The organism is Streptomyces sp. NRRL B-3229 (assembly GCF_000719505.1).
GTDB lineage: Bacteria > Actinomycetota > Actinomycetes > Streptomycetales > Streptomycetaceae > Streptomyces > Streptomyces griseorubiginosus.
In genome coordinates, this window is record NZ_JOGP01000006.1 from 101,917 (window position 1) to 119,177 (window position 17,261).

The following is a 17,261-nucleotide window of genomic DNA, read 5'->3' on the forward strand; positions in this document are numbered from 1 at the left end:
ACATGAGACACCCATGACTCTCAAGGAACTCCAAAGGGCGAACCGGCCCGACTGTCAGTGGCCCGGCCGATACTGGGGGCATGACTGGGGGAGAGACGAAGAGTCCGGGGACCGTGCTGGTGGTGGAGGACGAGGAGAGCATCGCCGACGTCCTCGCCATCGCCCTGCGCTACCACCGCTTCGAGGTGATGGTCGCGGGCTCCGTCCGCGAGGCGCTCGCGCTCGCCGAGCGCACCTGCCCGGACGTGGCCCTGCTCGACGTCATGCTGCCCGACGGCGACGGCCGCGCCCTCGGCCGTGAACTGCGCACCCGCACGCCCGGCCTGGCGCTGGTCTTCCTCACCGCGCGGGACTCCCCCACCGAGATCGTGGGCGCGCTCGGCTTCGGCGACGACTACATCACCAAGCCGTTCAACATCGACGAGGTCGTCGCCAGGATCACCGCCGTGCTGCGCCGCACCCGCCCGGCCGACGTCCTGCCGCAGCGCCCGCCCCTGCGCTACGGCGACCTGGAGCTGGACGAGACGACGTACTCGGTGCACCGCGACGGCCGCACGGTCGAGCTCACCCCCACCGAGTACGCGCTGCTGCGCTTCCTGGTGCGCAACGGCGGCCGGATCGTGCCCAAGGAGCAGCTCCTGCGCCATGTCTGGCAGTACGAGCACACCCCGCCCGAGTCGACCGTCGTCGAGACCTACATCAGCTATCTGCGGCGCAAGCTGGACGTCCTGGGCCCGCCGGTGATCACCACCCGGCGGGGTGTCGGATACGGGCTCGCATGACGTTGCGCCTGTCCCGTCGCCGGCACGGCATCCACTCCCTGCGCGGCAAGCTGACGCTGGCCAATGTGGCGCTGCTGGCGATCGGCATCGTCGCGGCGACCGCCGTGAGCGTGATGGGCATGCGGTACTACCTGCTCGACCAGATCGACAGCCAGCTCATCAAGACCCGGGACTCCCTGGGCGGTTCGGAGCTCACGCTCCGGGAGATCGACTCGCTGAGCATGCTGAGCTTCGTCCGCGACCGGCTCATCCCCGCGCACGACGGCAAGGACCGCTCGACGGGGACCGTCTTCGCGGCCGTCGACAGCAAGGGTTCGCCGGTCGGGATCCTCGGCTTCGATCCGAGCGAGTCCCAGCGGGACCTCGCGGAGGCGGTGGGCGACCCGAGCGCGCTCGCCGCCGCCTCCCGACCGCACGACGTCACGCTCGACGGCTCCACCTACCGCGCGACGGCGGCCCGGCTCGGCGACGGCACCTACGCGCTGCTCGCCGCACCCACCGATGTCCTGCACCAGGGCGTCGCCAAGGCCGTCCGGCTCGACCTGGCGATCGGCAGCCTGCTGCTCACGCTGCTCGCCTGTCTGACGATGTTCAGCGTCCGGCGCCGGATGCGGCCGCTGGAGGACATGGTGGAGACCTCGTCGGCGATCGCCGAGGGCGACCTGACCCGGCGCATCCCCTCCAGCTGCGAGGCCACCCTGGAGGTCGAGCAGCTGCGGGTCGCCCTCAACTCCATGCTCCACCAGGTCGAGTCGGCGTACCGCACGCGCGAGCGCAGCGCGGCCCAGCTGCGCAGCTTCGTCGCCGATGCCTCGCACGAGCTGCGCACCCCGCTGTCCGCGATACGCGGTTATCTCCAGCTGTACGACAAAGGCATGCTCTCCGACCCGGACGAGCGAAAGCGGGCCTGGACCAGGGTCCTCGCGGAGACCGACCGGATGGGGCGGCTGGTGGACGAGCTGCTCACCCTCGCCCGCCTCGACCAGCAGCCCGAACTGCGCTTCAGGAACGTCGACCTGAGCCGGCTGGTGCGGGAGGCGGCCGACGACCTGCGGGTGCAGCAGCCCGACCGGCCCGTGGAGGTCGCCGCCGAGGGTGCGCTGCTGGTGCGGGCCGACGAGTCCGGCCTCAGACAGGTGCTGGGCAACCTGGTGGGCAACGTCCGCACCCACACGCCCGCCGAGGTGCCGGTGCGGCTGTGCGTGGAACGCGCGGACGGGGTCGTACGGCTGTGTGTCGCGGACCAGGGGCCGGGGCTGGGCGAGGAGGACGCGGCGCGCGTCTTCGACCGGTTCTTCCGGGCCGGCGGCGGCGCGGGCAGCGGTCTCGGGCTGGCGATCGTGCAGGGGGTGGTGCGGGCCCACGGCGGCGAGGTGGCCGTCCGTACGGCCCCGGGCGAGGGGCTGGCGGTGACGGTCACGCTGCGGGAAGGGAGGCCGGTGGCCGACGCCTGACGCCGGGCCCTGCCTGGGGGGGTGCCGGGGGCGGAGGCCGGGTGGGTGGGGGAAGGGGCGGGGGTGTACGGCCGTATCGCTGACGTCAGTGGGCGAGGACCAGGGCCCAGACGGTCTTGCCGTGCCTGCCGCGGGTCCAGACGCCCCAGGCCGCGGCGATGTTCTCGACGAGGTGCAGGCCGCGGCCGGTCTCCTCGGACTCGCCGACGACCCGCAGGCGGGGTTCGACACGGCCCTCGTCGGAGACCTCTATGAGGCAGGAGCCGTCGGCGAGTGCGGTCACCGCGACCTCGAACTCGCGCTCGCGGAACGGCCCGTGGCGGACCACGTTGGTGGCCAGTTCCGAGACGAGCAGTACGGCGTCGGCCAGCGCCGGATCGTCCGGCCCGTGCCCCCAGTCGGCCAGGTGGTCACGGACCCGGCGCCGGGCGAGACCGACGGAAGCCGGATGCCGGGGCAGCCGGAAGGAGTTGCGTCTCAGCACGTCTGCTCCTCACCCCACGCACACCTCCGCCACATGCTGCTGCGTCGAGTGGCTGCCCGGCGTCGCGCGGGCGAATGCCGGTTCCGTGGAAATGCGTCAGCCGCCGCGCCGGACATGGCGCGATCGCGTCGGGTTCAGATCCAGTTCAGGCTCCACAGGCGGAAGACTCCGGTGCCGTCCGAGAGGTACTGGCCGCCGCCGACGTCCTCGCTGGTGACGACGTAGTCCTTCGCCTGCCAGAGCGGGATGACCGGGACGTCCTTGGCGATGTCCGACTGGAGGTCCCGGAAGTCCTGTTCGGCCTCGCTGCGGTCGGCGTAGCGCCGGCTGTCCTGAATGAGGTGGTCGACCTCGTTGCTGCTGTAGCCGGTGTTCATGGTGCCGTCGCTGCCGACGAGCGGGGAGCCGTAGGTGTCCGGGTCCGGGTAGTCGGCCACCCAGCCGACCGCGTAGGCGTCCAGCTTCCCGCTCGCCCAGCGCTTCTGGAAGTCGGTCCACTCGTAACCCTTGAGCGTCACCTTGAACAGGCCGCCCGCCTCCAGCTGCTGCTTGAGCTCCTTGGCCTCCGCCGCGGCGGAACCGCTGCTCAGGCCGTAGCCGTAGGTGAAGCTGACCGGGGTGGACACACCGGCCTGGGCGAGCAGCGCCCGCGCCTTCTTGATGTTCGGCTCCGGGTAGGCGTCGAAGAACGACGTGGTGTGGCCGGTGATGCCGGTCGGGATCAGCGAGTAGAGCGGGTCGACGGTCCCCTCGTACACCGAGGCGGCCAGCTGCTCGCGGTTGATCAGCCAGGCCAGGGCCTGGCGCACCTTGGTCTCGTGCAGCGGCCTGCCCGCGCGGGTGTTGAGGTAGAGGTTGCGGATCTCGGAGCTGTCGGCCTCCGAGACGCGCTGGCCGGGGTCGCTCGGATTGAGTCCGGCGAGCACCTGCGGCGGCAGCTGGCGGTAGGCGACGTCGAGCTGCTTGGCCTTCCAGGCGCTGTTGAGCTTGGCCGAGTCGGCGTAGTAGTCGAGTTCTATCGGGCGGCCTGTTTTCTTGATCTCGCCCTGGTAGTTCCCGTTGGGTGCGAGGACCGCCTTCTTGCCCTTCGTGTACGACGTCAGCTCGTACGGTCCGGTGCCGTCGGCCTCGTTGTCCTTGCGCAGCGAGTCGGCGGGGTACTTGTGGCTGTCGACGATGGCCCCGGCGCCCGTGGCGAGCTTGAACGGAAAGGTGGCGTCGGGCGAGGACAGCTGGAAGGTGACCGTGCGCCCACTGGCCTGGACCGACTTGAGGGTGTCCAGGAGAGCCGCCGGGCCGACGTCGGAGTTGATCTTCTTGACCCGGTCGAAGGAGTACTTGACGTCCTCGGCGGTCATCTCGCGGCCGCTCGGGAACTTCAGGCCCTCGCGCAGCACACAGCGGTAGGTGCGCAGGCCGCTGCCCTGGAAGCCGCAGCTCTGGGCGGCGTCCGGCACGGGCGCGGCGCTGCCCGGCTCGAAGGCCAGCAGCGACTGGAAGACGTTGTTGAACAGCGCCCAGGAACCGGCGTCGTAGGCCCCTGCCGGATCGAGCGAGGTGACCTCGTCGGTCGTCCCCACCTTGATCGTCCTGCCTGTGCTCCCGTCCGACGGGAGCAGCTGCCAGCCGCCTACTCCCACGGCCCCCAGAACAAGCAGCGTCGCGAGAATCCGCACGCGAACCGACCGCATCGGTTTGCCCTCCCCGGACCCCTGTGGGTCCCAGTGCACATGCCACCCCCTAGTGGCGCGGATCACCTAATCACAGGTGTTTCACCTGGGGGAAGAGGGATTTGTCCATTTGGGCAAGACGTTACCGCGGGGAGTTTCGGCCATATTTCACAGGGCTCTCACAGGGGCTTCGCGTGAGCTGCCGTCAGCCGCTGTTCAGGCCCGCTTCGACGCCAGTTCGATCACCGTGATGTCCGAGGGGGCGCCCACACGCGTGGGCGGGCCCCAGGCGCCGGCGCCGCGGCTGACGTAGAGCTGGGTGTCGCCGTAGCGCTCGAGGCCGGCGACCGTGGGGTTGGCGGCCTCCGCGACGAGGTTGCCGGGCCAGAGCTGGCCGCCGTGGGTGTGGCCGGAGAGCTGGAGGTCGACGCCGTGGTCGACGGCGTCGTGGATCTGGACCGGCTGGTGGGCGAGGAGCACGCACGCGCGTGCCGTGTCCCGGTCGCCCAGCGCCCTGGCGAAGTCGGGGCCCTGGCCCTCGCTCTCGCCCGCGATGTCGTTGACCCCGGCGAGGTCGAACCACGGCAGTTCCGTACGGTCGTTCTCCAGCGGGCGCAGGCCCAGTCGGCGCACCTCCTCGACCCACTGCTCGGCACCGGAGAAGTACTCGTGGTTGCCGGTGACGAAGTACGAGCCGTGCCGTGCCCGGAGCTGGGCGAGGGGGGCGGCCGCCGGGCCCAGGTCCTTCACGCTGCCGTCGACCAGGTCGCCGACGACCGCGATCAGGTCGGGCTGGGTGGAGTTGATGGTGTCGACGACCTTCTGGGCGAAGCCGCGCCCCAGCACCGGGCTCAGGTGGATGTCGCTGACCACCGCGATCCGGTAGCCCTGCGCCGCGCGCGGGAGCTTCGCCAGCGGGACGGTGACGCGCTTGACCCGGGGGCCGCGCAGGACGCCGTAGGTGCCGTAACCGACGGTCCCGACGGCGGCCGCGGCGGCGGCACCGGCGACGACGCGGGAGACGAAGAGGCGGCGGGAGGGGGTGGGTTCGCCGACGGGGGTGGTGACGGGGTCGCCGGGCGGGGCGGGGGCGGAGGGCGCGGGGGCGGTCGTCGCGTCGTCGATGGCCGCCGCGTCGGCTTTGCGGGTCTCCTGAGGCGGCCTCAGGGCCTCGCGCTCGGTCTCCTGCCGTTCCTCGGCCGGCGCTCCCGCCGGGACCCGCTCCGGGTGCGGCACGGCGGTCAGGGGCGGCTCGCGGCGCCGGTCCCGGCGTTCGAGGAGACGTCCCAGCAGGGGGCGTACGACCTCACCCGCCACAACCGCGAGCAGCAGGTAGATCGACAGCGCCAGCCACAGGAAACCGGGCCACGCGAGCACGCGCTGGAGCCAGAAGGGGGCGCCGGTGCGCTCCGCGACCAGGGCGCCGATCGCCAGCGCCCAGCCGCCGCCGATGACCGCGACACCCACCCGGCGGGTCCGGCCGGGGCCGGCGGTGGTGTCGCGGAACAGGCGGCGCCACAGGTACCAGTTGGCCGTCACGAGGACGGTCAGGGCGAGCAGCGCGAAGACAATGATCACGCAGAGTCAACTTCACTGGGCGGCTGTGAGTTCCCACGCAGTGCGCGCAGCCCACGCAACCCGATGAGCCCGACGACCGTCCCCAGTACGAAGGAGACGACGGCCAGCAGCAGGTGCACCCAGAAGTACCCCGTCGGGTCGCCCGCGTCGTCGAACGCGAGTCCGCTGGCGTCCTTGACGAGGTTCTTGACGAAAGTGATCCAGATGATCCAGCTCCACACCCCGAAGGCGAGCAGGAACCAGGAGACGGGGCGGCTGAGCTTCATGGGTCCAGTATCGCGGGCCGCTGCCTCCTGCGGCGGCCGGGGTGGCGCCACGCCTTACGGCGGCACGGCTGGTACTACCCCTTACGGCGGCCCGGGTGCGCTGAGCGGTGGGACTCCACCCTCAGCGCCATGTACGTTCCTGAACGTGTCCGCTCCCCAGAAGAAGACCATCGGGCGATCCCTGCTGGTCACCTCCGCCGCTGTCCTGTCGTCCCTCGCGCTGACCGCGCCCGTCGCGCTCGCGGCCCCCAGTCCCTCGCCCACCGGCCCTTCGCCGAGTGCCAGTCCCTCGGTCACTCCCCCGGCGAAGATGTCGACCGTGGGCGGCGCGCGGCTCGGCCTCGCGGGCACCCAGGTCAATCTGGCCAACGGGGTCCCGGTACTGCCCAAGGACATCACCGCGCGCTCCTGGATCGTGACGGACGCCGAGTCGGGCGATGTGCTCGCCGCGCACAACGCGCACTGGCGGCTGCCCCCGGCGAGCACCATGAAGATGCTCTTCGCGGACACGGTGCTGCCGAAGTTCCCCAAGGCCGAGAAGCACAAGGTTCTCCCCTCCGACCTCGCGGGCATCGGCGCGGGCTCCAGCATGGTCGGGATAAAGGAGAACGAGACCTACACCGTCCACGACCTGTGGCTCGGTGTCTTCCTTCGCTCCGGCAACGACGCCGTGCACGTCCTGTCGGCGATGAACAAGGGTGTCGCCAAGACGGTCGCCGAGATGAACGAGCACGCCGAGGAGCTCCAGGCCCTCGACACGCACGTGGTCAGCCCCGACGGCTACGACGCTCCCGGCCAGGTCTCCTCCGCCTACGACCTGACCCTCTTCGCCCGCTCCGGGCTTCAGAAGAAGGACTTCCGCGAGTACTGCTCGACGGTCACCGCGGAGTTCCCGGGCGCCACGACGAAGAACAAGAAGGGCAAGACCGTCCGCAAGCCCTTCGAGATCCGCAACACCAACCGGCTGCTGAGCGGCGACTACGACATCTCGCAGTACCAGGGCATCGCAGGTGTGAAGAACGGCAACACCACCAACGCCGGGGCCACCTTCACCGGTGTCGCCGAGCGCAATGGCAGGGTGCTGCTCGTGACGGTCATGAACCCGTCCAAGGAAGACCACAACGAGGTCTACAAGGAGACCGCCCAGCTCTTCGACTGGGGCTTCAAGGCGGCCGGCAAGGTGGAGCCGGTCGGTGAGCTGGTGCCGCCGAAGGGCGCCGCGGGGTCCGGCGCCCAGCCGGCGGCCTCGGGACAGGCCGGGGGCGGGTCCGGGGGCTCGGGTGACTCGGGTGGCTCGGACGGCTCAGGGGCGTCCGCCAAGCCCGTCACGTCCGCCACGGCCGGCGGCGGCTCCGGGGGCGTGTGGACGGCCCTCGGCATCACGGGCGGGCTGCTGGTGCTGCTCGCTGCCGGGGGGTTCCTCGTCAACCGCCGCTGGCCGCTGCCCGATCTGGTACGTCGCCGCTCTTCTCGTCCTTGAGCCGCCGGTCCTCGAGGGCCTGGTCGTCGAACTCTTGCTCCTCGAGTGCTTGCCCTTCGAGTGCTTGCTCTTCGAGTGCTTGCTCTTCGAGTGCTTGCTCTTCGAGTTCCTGGTCCTCGATTTCGTGCTCCTCGAGCTCCTGCTCTTTGCTGCCTGTGGCCGTCCACGCGGCGCAGAACAGCACCAGTTTCGACGTGAAGTTGATCCACAGCAGCAGGGCGACGGGGACGCCGAACGCGCCGTACATGCTCTTCGTCGCCACGCCCTGCATATAGCCGCTCAGCAGGAGCTTCAGCAGCTCGAAGCCGACCGCGCCGGTCAGCGCGGCGACCAGCAGCCGGCGGCGGTGCGGTTCGACGCCGGGCAGCAGGGTCAGGACGTACAGCAGGAGCAGGAAGTCGGCGAGTACGGCGACGAGGAAGGCGGTGGCCTGAAGGAGCAGGCTGCCCCAGCCCTCGCGGTCGATGCCGGCCTGGTCGGTGATCCAGCCGACCATCGCGGAGGCGATCGTGGAGATGGCGATCGTCGCCAGGACGGCGCCGCCGAGCCCGACCAGGATGCCGAAGTCCTTGACCTTGCGCAGGATGGCGTTCTCGTCCTCGTCGGGCAGCTCCCACACCGCGCGCAGGCACTCGCGCGTGGACCCGGCCCAGCCGATGCCGGTGAACAGCAGGGCGCCGGCGGCGATCAGGCCGACGGTGCCGGCGTTCTGCACCAGGGCGCCGACGTCCAGCTGGTCGGAGATGCCGGGGACCTGGTCGGCGATCTTGTTCTGGAGCTCGTCCTGCTGCTTGGTGCTCAGTGTGGCGGCGGCGATCGCGGCGGCCACGGTGAGCAGCGGGAACAGCGCGACGAAGCTGGTGAACGTCATCGCCGCGGCCAGCCGGGTCCACTTCACCCGGTCCAGCCGTTCGTACGACCGCCACGCGTGCGTGGCCGTCAGGCGCACCCAGAGCGGCCCGACGACGGGGAGTCTCTTCAGCCAGTCCATGATCGGATCTTGCCCTCCGTGCGGACGACCGATGTGCGGGTACCCCGAAAACGTGGGGTAGTGACGAGTATGGGGGCCGGTGTCGGTGTTGTTCTGCCGGCGGCGCCGGTGTCAGTGCCAGGTGCCGGTTTCCGCGGGCGTCACCATCTGGCGACCGCCAGGCCGTACATCGCGAGCCACGTCAGGGCGATGAGGGCGAGGGCGCGGTCGCGCAGGACGACCTCCTCGGGCTCGCCCGCCGTGCCGCGGTCGGCGAAGACGGCGTATCTGAGGATCGCCAGGATGAAGGCCACCACGGACAGTTGCCGCCAGGGCAGCAGGCCGCCGTACGGGCCGTGGTGGTCCTCCAGCGCCCACAGGCAGTAGCCGAGCACGGCGACCCCGGCCGCGAGCTGCCAGACGAAGCGCAGATAGCCGGTGGTGTACTCGGTGAGCAACGCGCGCGTGGCGCCCGCGTTCCCGGCCATCTGGACGGCCTCGGAGTAGCGCTTGGCCGACACCATGAACAGCGCGCCGAACCCGGTCGTGATCAGGAACCAGCGCGAGAGCGGGATGCCGAGCGCCAGGCCGCCCGCCGCCGCCCGCATCAGGAAGCCGGTCGTGACGACCGCGAGATCGACGACGAGGACGTGCTTGAGGCTGACGCAGTAGGCCAGTTGCATGCCGACGTACGCCGCGAGGAGCGCCGCGACCGGGGGCGAGGTCATCTCGGCCGCCGCGGCCGGTGTGAGGACGGCCAGGGCGCCGCCGACGGCGTAGGCGACGGGTACCGGGACCTGCCCGGCGGCGATCGGGCGGTGGCGCTTGGCGGGGTGGGCGCGGTCGGCCTCGACGTCGCGAGCGTCGTTGATCAGGTACACGGCGGCGGCGCAGACGGTGAAGAGGGCGAAGACGAGGGCGAGTCGGGGAAGGGCGTGCGGGTCGAGGAGCCGGCCGGCGGCGGCGGGCGCGGCGACGACGAGGACGTTCTTGACCCACTGCTTGGGCCTGCCCGCCCTGAGCAGGCCCCGGAGGACGCCGGCCAAGGTGCGGGACCGGGGTGGCGGGGTGCGACGGGGAGGGGTGCGCTGTTCGTGGAGCGGGGGGCGGGTCGCGTTGCCGAGGGGCGCAGTCTCCGTCACGTGCACTCCTGGTTGCCTGTCGGCCTGTTGCTGTCTGCCCTCATCCAGCGGGCTCCCAGGCGTGCCGTGAGCGCCCCCAGGGCCGCGCCCGCCAGGACGTCCGACGGGTAGTGGACGCCGACGATCACCCGGGAGAGGCACATCGCGGCGGCGAGCGGCGGGACGAAGTGCGCGCCCAGCGTGCCGAAGGCGACGGCAGCGGTCGCGGCGGAGGTGGCGTGGGAGCTGGGGAAGGAGTGCCGACCCGCCGTACGCACCAGGGGCTCGACGTGCGCCGGGCGTGGACGCCGCACCACCCTCTTCACACCCATGCTCACGAGGTGCGCGCCCGCGGTCAGAGCCGTACCGCGCAACCAGGCGTCCCGGCGCGGGCCGTCCATGGCCGCCCCGGCGAGCCCCACCGTGAGCCACAGCGCCCCGTGTTCGCCGACCCGGGACAGGGCACGCGCGACCCCGGCCACGCGCGGATCGCCGCCGCCCCGGGCCCGGAGCGCCGAGAGAATGTGGTGGTCCATGCCGTCCTTGCCGTCCATGGGGACTCACTGTTCACGGGACCACGACCGGAACTCCGGCAATATTGAGCGACATCCCATTAATCACCCATTTCGGGGAGGAACGGGATGTTTGCGAACGAATCGCAGCTATAGCGGCGATACGGTCACCGGCATGTCTGCCGACACCGTTCCCCTCACGGGCTGGGGCCGCACCGCCCCCACCGCGGCCCGTCCGACCCGCCCCCGCAGCTACGAGGAGGCCGTGGCCGCCGTCCGGGGCTGCGGGGCCCGCGGCGGCATCCCGCGGGGCCTGGGGCGGGCGTACGGGGACGCGGCACAGAACGCGGGCGGCGCGGTCTTCGACATGACCGGCCTGGACCGCGTCCACGCGATCGACGCGGACGGCGGCACCTTGCTGTGCGGCGCGGGCGTCTCTCTGCACCGGCTGATGGAGGTGCTGCTGCCGCTCGGCTGGTTCGTGCCGGTGACGCCCGGCACCCGCCATGTCACCGTCGGCGGCGCGATCGGCGCGGACGTCCACGGCAAGAACCACCATGTGTCCGGCTCCTTCTCCCGCCATGTGCTGTCCTTCGAACTCCTCACCGCCGACGGCGAGATCCGCACCGTGCGGCGGGACACGCCCCTGTTCGACGCGACCACCGGCGGCATGGGCCTGACGGGGATGATCCTCACCGCGACGGTCCAGCTCCAGCCCGTCGAGACCTCTCTGATGTCGGTCGACACGGAACGCGCGCGTGACCTCGACGACCTGATGGCCCGTCTGACGGCGACCGATCACGCCTACCGCTATTCGGTCGCCTGGATCGACCTGCTGGCCCGCGGCGCGGCCACGGGACGGGCCGTGCTGACGCGGGGGAACCACGCTCCGCTGGAGGCGCTGACGTCGCCGGGGGCGCCGGAAGGCGGCGCACGCGCGCGTAGGGACGCGTCCGGCGCACGCGCGCGTAGGGACGCGTCCGGCGCACGTGCGCACAGGGACCCGCTGGCCTTCCGGACCCCGCGCTTCCCGGCCCCGCCCGCGTTCTTCCCCGAGGGGCTGCTCAACCGCACGACCGTGGGGCTGTTCAACGAGCTCTGGTACCGGACGTCGCCTCGCGCGCGTACCGGCCGCCTCCAGGGGATCCCCGCCTTCTTCCACCCCTTGGACGGCGTGCCCCACTGGAACCGGGTCTACGGCCGCGGTGGCCTCGTTCAGTACCAGTTCGTCGTCGGACACGGCCATGAGGAGACGTTGCACCGGATCGTACGGCGGGTCTCCGGACACCGGTGCCCGTCCTTCCTCGCCGTGCTGAAGCGGTTCGGGGACGCCGACCCGGGCTGGCTGTCCTTCCCGGTGCCCGGCTGGACGCTGGCCATGGACCTCCCGGCCGGCCTTCCCGGCCTCGGCGCTCTCCTCGACGAGATCGACGACGAGGTGGCGGCGGTCGGTGGGCGCGTCTACCTCGCCAAGGACTCCCGGCTGCGGCCGGAGCTGCTCGCCGCCATGTACCCGCGTCTGGACGACTTCCGTGCGCTGCGCGCGGAACTGGATCCGCGCGGGGTGTTCACCTCGGACCTGTCCCGTCGTCTCGCCCTCTAGCCGGACCGGACGGCTCCATGTCGGACCGTCCTGCCGTCCGGCGTTCCCCGTCCGGCCTGCCACCGTCTTCCCTTCCTGCCGTCCGCCGTCCCAAGGAGCTGCTCGTGAAAGACGCCTTCGGTCTCCCCCAGTCCCTGCTCGTCCTGGGCGGCACGTCGGAGATCGCGCTGGCCACCGCCCGCCGTCTCGTCGTCCGCCGCGCCCGCACGGTGTGGCTGGCGGGGCGTCCCTCCCCCGCCCTGGAGAGCGCCGCAGCGGAGCTGCGCGCCCTGGGCGCCGACGTCCACACCGCCGCCTTCGACGCGCTCGATCCCGAGTCGCACGAGACGGTGCTCGGCAAGATCTTCGCCCAGGGCGACATCGACATGGTGCTGCTCGCCTTCGGGATCCTCGGCGACCAGGCCCACGACGAGCGCGATCCGGTCGCCGCGGTGCGGGTCGCGCAGACCAACTACACGGGCGCCGTCTCGGCCGGCCTGGTCTCCGCGCGCGCGTTGCAGGCCCAGGGGCACGGCTCGCTGGTCGTGCTCTCCTCCGTCGCCGGGGAGCGGGCCCGCCGGGCCAACTTCATCTACGGCTCCAGCAAGGCCGGCCTCGACACCTTCACCCAGGGCCTCGGCGACGCGCTCCACGGCACCGGCGTGCACGTCATGGTCGTACGCCCCGGGTTCGTGCGGTCCAGGATGACGGCAGGCCTGGAGGAAGCGCCGCTGGCGACCACTCCGGAGGCGGTTGCGACGGCCATCGAACTGGGGCTGCGGCGGCGCTCGGAGGCGGTGTGGGTGCCAGGAGCGCTGCGGGTGGTGATGTCGGCGCTGCGGCATGTGCCGCGGGGGGTGTTCAGGCGACTGTCGCTGTAACTGTGGTTACAGCCGCTGTGGTCGGCTGTGGTCGGAGTTACAACTGACTGGTCGGCGTCAGAGCTGACTCGTCGGCAACGAGCCGCGATCGACCCGTCCCGCCTGGGGCGGCACGATCGATCCCCCGAAGGTGAACTCCCGCAGCTTGCGCCAGACCCCGTCGGAGCCCTGCTCATAGAGCGCGAATCCGGTGCACGGCCATTCGGCCTCGAAGTCGGCGAGCTCCTCGAAGGCGCGGTCCATGGCCGCCTCGTCGATGCCGTGCGCCACCGTGACGTGCGGGTGGTACGGGAACTGGAGTTCCCGTGCGACCGGCCCGGAGGCGTCACGGACCTGCTTCTGGAGCCAGGTGCAGGCCTCGGCGCCCTGGGCGATCCGGACATACACGACCGGCGACAGCGGCCGGAAGGTGCCGGTGCCGGACAGTTTCATCGGGAAGGGTCGGCCCGCCGCGGCGACCTCGGTGAGGTGCGCCTCGATGGCGGGCAGCGCGCCGCTCTCGACCTCGGTCGGCGGCAGCAGGGTGACGTGGGTGGGGATGCCATGAGCCGCGGCGTCGCCGAAGCCCGCGCGCCGCTCCTGGAGCAGGCTGCCGTGAGGCTCCGGGACCGCGATCGACACACCGATCGTTACGGTCCCCACGTCGTCTCCTGTTCGTCCCTGTGGTCCTGTCGGATTCGTTCCCAGCCGTCCGGCTATCGACTGTACGGCCACGGCTGTGCTGTGGGCAGGCGCGGGCGTAGTGATGTGCAGCGCTCTGCCCGGTGGTGCCGGTGTGCGGTGGTACGCCCCGGGGACCGACGGTGAGGGCCGGTCCCTCAGGTCAGTGCGGCTTCCAGTGCCGGCGTTCACTGACGGACGCTCACTGTCGGGCCGTTCACTGTGGGGCTTTCAGTGCTTGGCGGGCAGGAAGCCCACCCTCTCGTACGTCTGGGACAGGGTCTCCGCGGCGACCGCGCGTGCCTTCTCCGCGCCCTTGGCCAGGATCGAGTCCAGCGTCTCCGGGTCGTCCAGGTACTGCTGGGTGCGCTCCCGGAAGGGCGTCACGAAGTCGACGACGATCTCGGCGAGGTCCGTCTTGAGCGCACCGTAGAGCTTGCCCTCGTACTGCTGCTCCAGCTCCGGGATGCTCGTGCCCGTCAGGGTCGAGTGGATGGTCAGCAGGTTGCTGACGCCCGGCTTGTTCTCGGCGTCGTAGCGGATGACGGTGTCGGTGTCGGTGACCGCGCTCTTGACCTTCTTCGCGGTGACCTTCGGCTCGTCGAGGAGGTTGATGAGGCCCTTCGGCGTGGACGCCGACTTGCTCATCTTGATCGACGGGTCCTGGAGGTCGTAGATCTTGGCCGTCTCCTTGAGGATGTACGGCCTCGGGATCGTGAAGGTCTCCCCGAAGCGGCCGTTGAAGCGCGTGGCGAGGTCGCGGGTCAGCTCGACGTGCTGGCGCTGGTCCTCGCCGACCGGGACCTCGTTGGCCTGGTAGAGCAGGATGTCCGCGACCTGGAGGATCGGGTACGTGAACAGGCCGACGCTCGCGCTGTCGGCGCCCTGACGGGCGGACTTGTCCTTGAACTGGGTCATGCGGGAGGCCTCGCCGAAGCCGGTGAGGCAGTTCATGACCCAGGCGAGCTGGGCGTGCTCGGGGACGTGGCTCTGGACGAAGAGCGTGCAGCGCTCGGGGTCGAGACCGGCGGCGAGGAGCTGGGCGGCGGCCAGGCGGGTGTTGGCCGTGAGCTCCTTCGGGTCCTGCGGGACCGTGATCGCGTGCAGGTCGACGACCATGTAGAACGCGTCGTGGGTCTCCTGGAGGGCCACCCACTGGCGGACGGCGCCGAGGTAGTTGCCGAGGTGGAACGAGCCTGCGGTGGGCTGGATTCCGGAGAGCACGCGGGGACGATCAGAGGCCATGCTCACCATTCTCTCAGGTGTCGGGGGCCGATCCGGAACCAGTCGGAAACAGAAGCGCCACGGGTGGGAACCGATTCGGTCCGGGCGGTGTACCCATCGTGTGAGAACGCGGGAGGGGGGCCGCATCGTCGATGAGGCCGCGGTGATCGCACGCGTACGCGCCGGAGATCCGGAGGCGTACGCGGACCTGGTGCGGGCCCATACGGGCATCGCGCTGAGGGCGGCCGCCGCGCTCGGGGCGGGGGCGGACGCGGAGGACGTGGTGCAGCAGGCCTTCGTCAAGGCGTACTGCGCGCTGGGCCGGTTCAAGGACGGTTCGGCGTTCAAGCCGTGGTTTCTGTCGATCGTGGCCAATGAGACGAGGAACACAGTGCGCACGGCGGCCCGCCAGCGCACGCTCGCCGGCCGCGAGGCGGCCTTCGCCGAGGCCGAGCCGCTGATACCGGAGGCGGCGGACCCGGCGGTGGCAGCGGTGGAGATAGAGCGCCGCGTCGCGCTGGAGTCCGCACTGGAAAAGCTGAGCGAGGAGCACCGCCTGGTCGTCACCTACCGCTATCTGCTGGAGATGGACGAGCCCGAGACGGCCCAGGCCCTGGGCTGGCCCCGGGGGACGGTGAAGTCCCGACTGAACCGCGCGCTGCGCAAGCTCGAAAAACTGCTGCCGGATTTCGAGCCCCGGGAAGGAGGTGATGAGCGTGGGTGAGTCCTACGGCGACGAGGGCGCCGACGGGAGCGCGGGTGAGCGTACGTCCCGGCTGCCCGATGAGCTGCGGGCGCTCGGGCGGTCGCTGGACGCGCCGGGTGCGGGTGGGTCCGAGTCGATGGTGGAGCGGGTGCTGGAGCAGATACTCGCCGAGCGGCTGGCGGTCCCGGTGGCGCGGCCGCCGGGGCCGGGCGAGCGGTTGCGGGCGGTGCGCCGGTGGACGCGGCTGCGGTGGCGGGCGCTGACCGCAACCCTGTGCGGGCTCCTGACGGTCCTCGCGCTCACTCCCCCGGTCCGGGCGGCTGTGCTGGACTGGTTCGACTTCGGCGGGGTCGAGGTGCGGTACGACCCGTCGGCGGTGCCCTCGCCGGGGGCCGAGGTGCCCGGCTGCGGCCGTTCGCTGTCGTTCGCGCAGGCGGAACGGCGGGCGGGGTTCGAGCCGCTGGTCCCGAGGGCGCTCGGCGCTCCCGGCGCGGTGACGGTGACGGCCGAACCCCGGGGCCGGTTCCTGACGAGCCTGTGCTGGCGGGAGGGCGGGCGCACGATCAGGCTGGACGAGTTCCCGCAACGGCTCGACCCCAGCTTCGCCAAGACACTGCGTGAGCCGCCGGAGTGGATCACGATGGACGGCCCTCCGGGAGCCGACGGGGTACGGGACTACGCCCTGTGGTTCCCGCGCCCCCATCTGCTCGGTTTCTGGCTGGTCGACGACTCCGGGCACCGCTTCACCCGCACGGAGCGGACCGCCGGGCCGACGCTGCTGTGGATCCATCACGGTGCCCGAGGGAGCGTCACGCTGCGGCTCGAGGGCGTGGCGTCGAAGGGCCGGGCGGTGCGGATCGCGCAGTCCCTCGACGGTGCTGGCAGCGAGGGTGCCGGGGGATCTCCGAAATAGTGCGGGCGGGGTGGGAACCCCGGCGGGCCGGACGGTGTACCAGAAGTGACAAGCGGCTCGGGGACGGGTCGCACGGGGATCGTCCGGAAGGGGAACAGCGGAGGACTCGGCGTCGGCGGCTCGGTTCCCCGCTGCGGCAAGGGAGTGCGGTGCTGGTGGGCGCGGCCGAACTGCGTGATGTGTGACGAAGAAGGGGGCTCGCGAGCTTGAGTTGGTGAGACGGAGTCGATCGAGGGGGATGCGTGCGGAACGGACAGGGAGAACTGCGGCACGGGCCGCGCCCGGTGTTATGGGCGCTGGCACCGGCGGTCCTGGCGGTGAGCGCGTTCGGAGCTCCGGCGGCCGACGCGGCGACAGCGTCAGCGCGGGGAGCGGAACTCGGCGGTCCCGACCTGGCGATGGTGGTCATCGCCGACACCGGGCGGACGCGGGCGGTGCGCCCCGACGAGCCGGCTTTCGGCCGCCTGTGGGAGCTGCTCCAGCCGACGTATGCGGGCACCGAGCGGGTGTCGGACAGGTGGCAGGAGGGCCGCTATCCGCCGCCGCGGATCACGGTGGTGTGGGGGCTGACGGGTGTGGGCGGCTGGCCGCAGACCGACTCGGCACCGGGAGGCGATGTGGCCGTGGAGCGCCAGGACCAGTTGTTCGTCACCCGAGACGGCACGCCGTGGGTGCGCACGGATCCGGCACCGGAGCAGGAGGACGACGACATCCGCTGGCACCGGGCGGACCGGACCGTCTTCGACCGCCTGGACCGGGCAGGGTTGTTGGGCGGTACCGGCGGGGGACACGCCGGGGGCGGCCATCGGGACGAGGGTGCCGGTCCGTACGGCGTCTGGTGGGCGGTACCAGGGCTTGCTGTGGGATTCGCGGCCGGGGCGGGCGGCACCCGGCTGATACGCCGCGCGGCGGCCCGGCCGGGAGCCGGACCGCCGCGGGAGGAGCCACGACAGGAACTCATCGATCTCTAGGCGTCAC

The 17,261-nt window shown here is 71.5% G+C and carries 17 protein-coding genes; 8 read left to right on the forward strand and 9 right to left on the reverse strand.

Features of this window, described 5'->3' with window-relative positions; all coding sequences use genetic code 11:
- The first annotated feature begins 80 nt into the window (after positions 1-80).
- Positions 81-782: a response regulator transcription factor gene (locus IF54_RS0110760; protein ID WP_030316989.1), complete on the forward strand. Its 702-nt coding sequence runs from the start codon at positions 81-83 to the stop codon at positions 780-782.
- Positions 779-2,236 carry a sensor histidine kinase gene (locus IF54_RS0110765; RefSeq protein WP_030316990.1) on the forward strand — a complete coding sequence of 486 codons (1,458 nt, stop codon included), beginning with the start codon at positions 779-781 and terminating at the stop codon, positions 2,234-2,236. The genes IF54_RS0110760 and IF54_RS0110765 overlap by 4 nt, the downstream gene beginning before the upstream one ends.
- Before the next feature lie 85 nt (positions 2,237-2,321).
- Here the strand turns inward: IF54_RS0110765 and IF54_RS0110770 are convergent, their stop codons facing one another.
- From IF54_RS0110770 to IF54_RS43315, 4 genes are all read right to left on the reverse strand, one after another.
- Positions 2,322-2,720, reverse strand: a complete 399-nt coding sequence (locus IF54_RS0110770; protein WP_030316991.1) for an ATP-binding protein — start codon at positions 2,718-2,720, stop codon at positions 2,322-2,324.
- A gap of 134 nt (positions 2,721-2,854) precedes the next feature.
- On the reverse strand, positions 2,855-4,411 hold the full coding sequence (locus IF54_RS0110775; protein ID WP_030316993.1) for an ABC transporter substrate-binding protein: 1,557 nt from the start codon (positions 4,409-4,411) through the stop codon (positions 2,855-2,857).
- A gap of 195 nt (positions 4,412-4,606) precedes the next feature.
- The gene (locus IF54_RS0110780) at positions 4,607-5,968 is read right to left on the reverse strand and encodes a metallophosphoesterase (RefSeq protein WP_030316995.1); all 1,362 of its coding nucleotides are present in this window, start codon (positions 5,966-5,968) and stop codon (positions 4,607-4,609) included.
- Positions 5,965-6,234 carry an SCO4848 family membrane protein gene (locus IF54_RS43315; RefSeq protein ID WP_030316997.1) on the reverse strand — a complete coding sequence of 90 codons (270 nt, stop codon included), beginning with the start codon at positions 6,232-6,234 and terminating at the stop codon, positions 5,965-5,967. The genes IF54_RS0110780 and IF54_RS43315 overlap by 4 nt, the downstream gene beginning before the upstream one ends.
- A gap of 145 nt (positions 6,235-6,379) precedes the next feature.
- Here IF54_RS43315 and IF54_RS0110790 point away from each other — a divergent pair, with 145 nt between their 5' ends.
- Positions 6,380-7,714, forward strand: a complete 1,335-nt coding sequence (locus tag IF54_RS0110790) for a D-alanyl-D-alanine carboxypeptidase family protein (RefSeq protein ID WP_030316999.1) — start codon at positions 6,380-6,382, stop codon at positions 7,712-7,714.
- On the opposite strand, the gene IF54_RS0110795 is transcribed toward IF54_RS0110790, so the two are convergent.
- The 3 genes from IF54_RS0110795 to IF54_RS0110805 all read right to left on the reverse strand — a co-directional run bounded on the left by IF54_RS0110795 (position 7,659) and on the right by IF54_RS0110805 (position 10,359).
- Positions 7,659-8,705, reverse strand: coding sequence for a YihY/virulence factor BrkB family protein (locus IF54_RS0110795; protein ID WP_030317000.1), 1,047 nt, complete (start codon positions 8,703-8,705; stop codon positions 7,659-7,661). The genes IF54_RS0110790 and IF54_RS0110795 overlap by 56 nt on opposite strands.
- Before the next feature lie 140 nt (positions 8,706-8,845).
- Positions 8,846-9,826, reverse strand: coding sequence for a decaprenyl-phosphate phosphoribosyltransferase (locus IF54_RS0110800; RefSeq protein WP_030317003.1), 981 nt, complete (start codon positions 9,824-9,826; stop codon positions 8,846-8,848).
- Positions 9,823-10,359, reverse strand: a complete 537-nt coding sequence (locus tag IF54_RS0110805) for a phosphatase PAP2 family protein (RefSeq protein ID WP_030317005.1) — start codon at positions 10,357-10,359, stop codon at positions 9,823-9,825. Before IF54_RS0110805 ends, IF54_RS0110800 begins: the two co-directional genes overlap by 4 nt.
- A gap of 133 nt (positions 10,360-10,492) precedes the next feature.
- Here IF54_RS0110805 and IF54_RS0110810 point away from each other — a divergent pair, with 133 nt between their 5' ends.
- A complete protein-coding gene (locus IF54_RS0110810) occupies positions 10,493-11,920 on the forward strand; it encodes an FAD-binding protein (protein WP_030317006.1) in 1,428 nt (475 codons plus the stop codon).
- Positions 11,921-12,024: 104 nt separating this feature from the next.
- The gene (locus tag IF54_RS0110815) at positions 12,025-12,780 is read left to right on the forward strand and encodes a decaprenylphospho-beta-D-erythro-pentofuranosid-2-ulose 2-reductase (RefSeq protein WP_030317008.1); all 756 of its coding nucleotides are present in this window, start codon (positions 12,025-12,027) and stop codon (positions 12,778-12,780) included.
- 57 nt (positions 12,781-12,837) lie between these two features.
- On the opposite strand, the gene IF54_RS0110820 is transcribed toward IF54_RS0110815, so the two are convergent.
- Both IF54_RS0110820 and trpS read right to left on the reverse strand, forming a co-directional pair.
- Entirely contained in the window at positions 12,838-13,422 is a 585-nt protein-coding gene (locus tag IF54_RS0110820) for a 2'-5' RNA ligase family protein (RefSeq protein ID WP_030317010.1), read from the reverse strand.
- Between the two features lie 249 nt (positions 13,423-13,671).
- Positions 13,672-14,685, reverse strand: a complete 1,014-nt coding sequence (gene trpS / locus IF54_RS0110825; protein WP_030317012.1) for a tryptophan--tRNA ligase — start codon at positions 14,683-14,685, stop codon at positions 13,672-13,674.
- A gap of 142 nt (positions 14,686-14,827) precedes the next feature.
- Between trpS and IF54_RS0110830 the strand changes: the two genes are divergently transcribed.
- The 3 genes from IF54_RS0110830 to IF54_RS0110840 all read left to right on the forward strand — a co-directional run bounded on the left by IF54_RS0110830 (position 14,828) and on the right by IF54_RS0110840 (position 17,254).
- Positions 14,828-15,388 (forward strand): RNA polymerase sigma factor, encoded by a 561-nt coding sequence (locus IF54_RS0110830; protein ID WP_030317015.1) that lies wholly within the window; start codon positions 14,828-14,830, stop codon positions 15,386-15,388.
- Entirely contained in the window at positions 15,375-16,283 is a 909-nt protein-coding gene (locus IF54_RS0110835) for a hypothetical protein (RefSeq protein ID WP_030317017.1), read from the forward strand. The genes IF54_RS0110830 and IF54_RS0110835 overlap by 14 nt, the downstream gene beginning before the upstream one ends.
- A gap of 242 nt (positions 16,284-16,525) precedes the next feature.
- A complete protein-coding gene (locus tag IF54_RS0110840; RefSeq protein ID WP_234438961.1) occupies positions 16,526-17,254 on the forward strand; it encodes a hypothetical protein in 729 nt (242 codons plus the stop codon).
- The last annotated feature ends 7 nt before the right edge of the window (positions 17,255-17,261 follow it).